We start from the raw sequence: 5,568 nt of genomic DNA on the forward strand, positions 1-5,568 counted from the left end.
GACGACACGGCTACTCCCTTCACGGATCCCCCGGACGCCGGCCCATCCCCACGCACCACGGCCCACCCCGACGCCGCAGCCCCCGTACCCGATCCGCGTACCCCCGGCCCCGTACCCGGTCCACCCGCCCCCCGGCACCCGCCCTCCCCACTCGTCTGACCAGCCGACCCCGCCGACGACCCGGGTTCGTTGTCAGAGCAGGCGCCTACCCTTGGGCGGGTGTGAGGGGTTCTCCGGTGTTGTTCGGTGTTCTCCGGTGTCCGCCGGGTTTGTGTTTTGGTCTGGCCCGGCGTTCCTTCTTCACCCCCCGGCGTCCCGTGCCTCCTCCGCCCCGAACGCGCCCCCCATCGCCGCCACCACCGCCGCCTCCGCCGCCCGTTCCGGCAGGCGTGGGTCCGGCGTGGCCCGTAGCAGTACAAGTTGGTGGTACACCGGTGCCGTCGCCGCTACCAGCAGGGCCCGTGCGTCCGTGTCCCCCCGGACTTCGCCCCGTTTCGCGGCCCGCGACACCACGGCCTCGCACTGCGCGTACCTCTCCTCCCACAGTCGTGTCTGCGCCTCCGCCGCCTGCTCTGAGTGGTACGAGGCCGCCATCAGCGCAACAGCCAAGGATGGCCGTACGGTCAGCGACTCCTGGATCTCCTCGTTGAGCGCCGCCAGGTCGCCGCGCAGCGAACCGGTGTCCGGCGGGTGCCAGTCCATCTCCCCCGCGGCGTCGATGACGTCCGCGAGCAGGCCGCCCACGTCGCGCCAGCGGCGGTAGACCGTGGCCCGGTGTACTCCCGCCCTGGTCGCGACCCCCTCCATCGTGAGTCCCTCGTGGCCGTTCTCCGCGAGTTCTCCGCGCACCGCGTCGAGGACCTGGGCGCGTACCCGGGCGGTGCGGCCGCCCGGGCGGCGGTCCGGGCCGCCGCCCGGACTGCCGCCCGGGCGGCCGCTACCCGCTGCTGTGGCCTGCTGGTCTGTCATCGGTCGTCCGCAATTCGGTTGATCAACCTGCCGGGGCTCCGTCACCATCTTAACGCTACGGTTGTCGCACTAGTCGTGAACAGGAGCCCCCCTTCCCATGCCACCCCTCCCCGCCGGCCCAGCCGACCCCACCGTGCTCCACCCCATGCCCGACCACCCGCGCGTCGTCCTCCTCAAGCCCCTCCTGACCTCCCCGCTCATCGAAGCCGGCGACTTCTCCTACTACGACGATCCCGACGACCCCACCGCCTTCGAGACCCGCAACGTGCTCTACCACTACGGCCCCGAGCGCCTCGTCATCGGCAAGTACTGCGCTCTCGGCACCGGCACCCGGTTCCTCATGAACGGCGCCAACCACCGCATGGACGGCCCCTCCACGTTCCCCTTCCCCACCATGGGCGGCTCCTGGGCCGAGCACTTCGACCTCCTCACCGGTCTGCCGGGCCGCGGCGACACCGTCGTCGGCAACGACGTGTGGTTCGGGCACGGCGCCACGGTCATGCCCGGCGTGCGGATCGGCCGCGGCGCGATCGTCGCCGCCGGTGCCGTCGTCACCGGTGACGTGCCCGACTACGGCATCGTCGGCGGCAATCCGGCCCGTCTCATCCGTACGCGCTATGACGCCGCCGACGTCGCCCGGCTCCTCGCCGTGGCGTGGTGGGACTGGCCCGTCGGGCACCTCACCGGGCACGTCCGGACGATCATGTCCGGTACCGTCGCCGCACTGGAGGCCGTTGCCCCGTAAGCCGTTCAGGCCCCGTAGGCCCCGTAGGCCCCCTAAGCCCCGTAAGCCGCGCAGACCCCGCACCCTTCATCGCGTGCCACCCGGAAACGAGTGATCGTCCATGTCCCCTCGCCGCGCCCACATCGCCATGATCGGCATTCCCGTCGTCAGCCACGTCCTGCCCAGCCTCGCGGTCATCCGTGAACTCGTGGCCCGCGGGCACCGGGTCACCTACGCCAACGACCCCTTCATCGCCGGCCGCATCGAACCCACCGGCGCCGAACTGGTGCCCTGCACCTCCACGCTGCCCTTCGTCGACAACGACTGGCCCGCCGACCCCATCGCCGCCTCGGAGCTCTTCGTCGACGACGCCATCCAGGCCCTCCCGCAGTTGCACGCCGCCTACGACGACGACCCTGCCGACCTGTACCTCTACGACATCGGCGCCTATGCCGCGCGCGCCCTCGCCGAGGCGCAGGGCCGGCCCCTCCTCCAGCTGTCCCCGACGTTCGTCGCCTGGGACGGCTACGAGGAGGAAGTCGCCACGCACCTGCGGAAGTTGCCCGGCGCCGACGCGTACCAGGCGAAGTTCGCGCGCTGGCTCGCCGAGTGCGGGGCGACGACCAAGGACGTCGACGCCTTCTCGGGGCCGCCCGGCCGGTCCCTCGCCCTCATCCCGCGGGCGATGCAGCCGAACGCCGACCGCGTCGACACCGGCACGGTGACCTTCGTCGGCCCGTGCTTCGACGCCGCCCCGGACGGCTGGACCCGCCCGCCCGGTGCCGAGCGGGTGCTGCTCGTCTCGCTCGGCTCCGCGTACACCCGCCAACCGGAGTTCTACCGGCAGTGCATCGCCGCCTTCGGCGACCTGCCCGGCTGGCACGTCGTCCTCGGGGTCGGCAAGCACACCGACCCCGGCGAACTCGGCACCGTCCCGCCGAACGTCGAGGTGCACTCCTGGGTCCCGCAGCGCGCCGTCCTGGAGCAGGCCGACGCCTTCGTCACCCACGCCGGGATGGGCGGCTGCGGCGAAGGGCTCCTCGCGGGCGTCCCCATGATCGCCGTGCCGCAGGGCGCCGAGCAGTTCATGAACGCGGACCGGCTCGTGGAACTGGGCATCGCCCGCCGGGTGGACACCGCCGACGCCACCGCCGAGACCCTGCGCGCGGCGCTGGACGCCCTGATGGCGGATCCGGAACGGGCCGACACGTCCCGGCGGTTGCAGGCCGACGCCCGCACCGAGGGCGGTACGCCCCGCGCCGCCGACCTCATTGAGGCCCTCCTGCCCTGAGACCTGGACCTGGACCCGGACCGGAGGGGAGGTTCCTCCCTTCGGGCCGGCGGTGCCGCCCCGCCCTGCGGCGCGGACTCCGCCGCCGAGTCCGCGCCGCCCCTCAGAAGGCGTCCACCGGCTCGTACGTCCCCCACACCCCCTTCAGGGCCCCGCACACCTCGCCCACCGTCGCCCGCGCCGCCAGCGCGGTCTTCATCGGATACAGCACGTTCGCCGTCCCCTCCGCCGCCGTCCGCAGCTCCGCCAGCGCCGCCTCCACCGCGCCCCCGTCCCGTGCCGCCCGCAGCCGGGCGAGCCGTTCCACCTGCCGCGTCTCGATCGCCGGGTCGACGCGCAGCGGCTCGTACGGCTCCTCCTCGGCCAGTTGGTAGCGGTTGACGCCCACCACGATGCGTTCGCCGGACTCCGTCTCCTGCGCGATCCGGTACGCGTTCCGTTCGATCTCGCCCTTCTGGAAGCCGTTCTCGATCGCGCTGACCGCGCCGCCCTGGTCCTCGACCCGCTGCATCAGCTCCACCGCCGCCCCCTCCAGGTCGTCGGTCATCGTCTCCACCACGTACGACCCGGCGAACGGGTCGACGGTCGCGGTCACGTCCGTCTCGTACGCCAGCACCTGCTGGGTCCGCAGCGCGAGCCGCGCCGACTTGTCGGTGGGCAGCGCGATGGCCTCGTCGAAGGAGTTGGTGTGCAGCGACTGCGTGCCGCCGAGGACCGCCGCCAGCGCCTGGACCGTGACGCGGGCGAGGTTGACCTCGGGCTGCTGGGCGGTGAGCTGGACGCCGGCGGTCTGGGTGTGGAAGCGCAGCATCAGCGACCTGGGGTCGCGCGCGCCGAACTCCTCGCGCATCACCCGGGCCCAGATGCGGCGCGCGGCGCGGAACTTGGCCACCTCCTCCAGCACCGTCGTGCGGGAGACGAAGAAGAACGACAGCCTGGGCGCGAAGTCGTCCACGTCCATCCCGGCCGCGACCGCGGTACGCACGTACGCGACGCCGTCCGCGAGCGTGAACGCGACCTCCTGCGCGGGCGAGGCGCCCGCCTCCGCCATGTGGTACCCGGAGATGGAGATGGTGTTCCACTTCGGCATCTCGGCGCGGCAGTACCGGAAGATGTCGGCGGTCAGCCGCAGCGACGGCTGCGGCGGGAAGATGTACGTCCCGCGCGCGATGTACTCCTTCAGCACGTCGTTCTGGACCGTGCCGGTGAGCTGCGCCGCCGGCACGCCCTGCTCCTCGGCGACGAGCTGGTAGAGCAGGAGCAGCAGCGCCGCCGGGGCGTTGATCGTCATCGACGTGGACACCCGGTCCAGCGGGATGCCGTCGAGGAGCACCCGCATGTCGTCGACCGAGTCGACGGCGACGCCGACCTTGCCGACCTCGCCGCGCGCGAGGACCGCGTCGGAGTCGTGGCCCATCTGCGTCGGCAGGTCGAAGGCGACGGACAGGCCCGTGGTGCCGTGGGCGATGAGGTCGCGGTAGCGCGCGTTGGACTCGGCGGCGGTGCCGAAGCCCGCGTACTGGCGCATCGTCCACGGCCGGCCGGTGTACATCGTCGGGTAGACGCCGCGGGTGTACGGGTACGCCCCGGGCTCCCCGAGCCGCACCTCGGGTCGCCAGCCGGCCAGGGCCTCCGGCCCGTACACCGGCTCGATGGGCAGGCCGGACTCCGAGTGGCGCGCCATGTGATCCCTGCCCTTCCCCGGTCTTCCCGGGCCTTCCCCGGTCTTCCCCGGTCTTCCCCGGCTGCGCGGAACTGCCGCCCAGCGTCTGCACGGACTGTAGCCACGAGCGTACGCTCCGCCGCTGACAACGGGCCGGGACCGGCCGCGCGCCGCCTACCCGGCTCGCCCGTACCCCCACAGCTCCGCCAGCTCCGCGAGCCGCCCGGTCAGCCCGGCGCCGTGGTCGCCGGTGCGCGCGGGCTGGATGCGGCCCGACTTGATGGTGCTGCTCCAGTCGCCCATGTGCGGCCGGAAGGCGCCGTGGTCGTGCGCGCCGTAGTCGAGCATCCCGGGGGTCCACTCCACGCCGAGGAACTCGCAGACGCCGCGGGTGGTCCCGGAGGGCTCGGCGGTCAGGTCCTCGTAGCGCAGTACGTGCCCCGCCGCGCCCAGCCCCGTGCGGGCGGCCTCCAGGGCCTCGCCGTAGGCGAGGACCTCGGCGCGGACGGCGTCGGGGTCCGGGTCGCTGCGGCGGTTGACGAGGGAGGAGGCGACGGCGCCGGGGTGGCGCAGCAGGACGAGGAAGCGGGCGTCGGGCCAGCAGTCGGCGAGGCGGTCGCGGATGAGGGCGTTGGCGGGGGTCTTGTCGACGATGACCCGCTTGCCGCTGCGCTCCAGCTCCTTGTGCAGCACGCGGTCCCACAGCAGGTGTTCCAGCTCGCGGCGGTCCAGTTCCAGGCCCTCCATGGCCTTGGCGCTGTACGGGCGGGTGAGTTCGACGCGCAGTGTGCGCAGGTGCATCTCGTGCGGGGCGCGGATCTCGGGGTGGCTGTTGAGGAGTACGCGCAGCAGGGTGGAGCCGGAGCGTACGGAGGACAGCACGAACACCGGCGCCGGGACGAGGCGCGGGGCGCGGGGGGC

The 5,568-nt window shown here is 73.1% G+C and carries 5 protein-coding genes; 2 read left to right on the top strand and 3 right to left on the bottom strand.

Features of this window, described 5'->3' with window-relative positions; all coding sequences use genetic code 11:
* Nucleotides 1–300: 300 nt before the first annotated feature.
* Entirely contained in the window at nucleotides 301–969 is a 669-nt protein-coding gene (locus H5J30_RS15840) for a TetR/AcrR family transcriptional regulator (protein WP_258563340.1), read from the bottom strand.
* Nucleotides 970–1,066: 97 nt separating this feature from the next.
* On the opposite strand from H5J30_RS15840, the gene H5J30_RS15845 reads away from it, so the two are divergent.
* Together H5J30_RS15845 and H5J30_RS15850 are read left to right on the top strand one after the other, a co-directional pair.
* A complete protein-coding gene (locus tag H5J30_RS15845; RefSeq protein WP_181788080.1) occupies nucleotides 1,067–1,714 on the top strand; it encodes a CatB-related O-acetyltransferase in 648 nt (215 codons plus the stop codon).
* 100 nt (nucleotides 1,715–1,814) lie between these two features.
* A complete protein-coding gene (locus H5J30_RS15850; RefSeq protein WP_258563341.1) occupies nucleotides 1,815–2,984 on the top strand; it encodes a macrolide family glycosyltransferase in 1,170 nt (389 codons plus the stop codon).
* A 103-nt stretch (nucleotides 2,985–3,087) separates the two neighbouring features.
* Here H5J30_RS15850 and H5J30_RS15855 read toward each other — a convergent pair whose 3' ends face one another.
* Both H5J30_RS15855 and H5J30_RS15860 read right to left on the bottom strand, forming a co-directional pair.
* Nucleotides 3,088–4,668 carry an acyl-CoA mutase large subunit family protein gene (locus H5J30_RS15855; protein ID WP_181788081.1) on the bottom strand — a complete coding sequence of 527 codons (1,581 nt, stop codon included), beginning with the start codon at nucleotides 4,666–4,668 and terminating at the stop codon, nucleotides 3,088–3,090.
* 153 nt (nucleotides 4,669–4,821) lie between these two features.
* Nucleotides 4,822–5,568, bottom strand: a 747-nt coding sequence (locus tag H5J30_RS15860) for a sulfotransferase family protein (protein ID WP_181788082.1), incomplete at its 5' end; no start/stop codon positions are given.

Origin of the sequence: Streptomyces phytophilus (assembly GCF_013870535.1) — a bacterium.
GTDB classification, from domain to species: Bacteria; Actinomycetota; Actinomycetes; order Streptomycetales; family Streptomycetaceae; genus Streptomyces; species Streptomyces phytophilus.

Excerpts from the sequence above, each read along its gene's own strand:
- H5J30_RS15840 (WP_258563340.1), bottom strand. The coding sequence starts at position 969 with ATGACAGACCAGCAGGCCACAGCAGCGGGTAGCGGCCGCCCGGGCGGC.
- H5J30_RS15845 (WP_181788080.1), top strand. The coding sequence starts at position 1,067 with ATGCCACCCCTCCCCGCCGGCCCAGCCGACCCCACCGTGCTCCACCCC.
- H5J30_RS15850 (WP_258563341.1), top strand. The coding sequence starts at position 1,815 with ATGTCCCCTCGCCGCGCCCACATCGCCATGATCGGCATTCCCGTCGTC.
- H5J30_RS15855 (WP_181788081.1), bottom strand. The coding sequence starts at position 4,668 with ATGGCGCGCCACTCGGAGTCCGGCCTGCCCATCGAGCCGGTGTACGGG.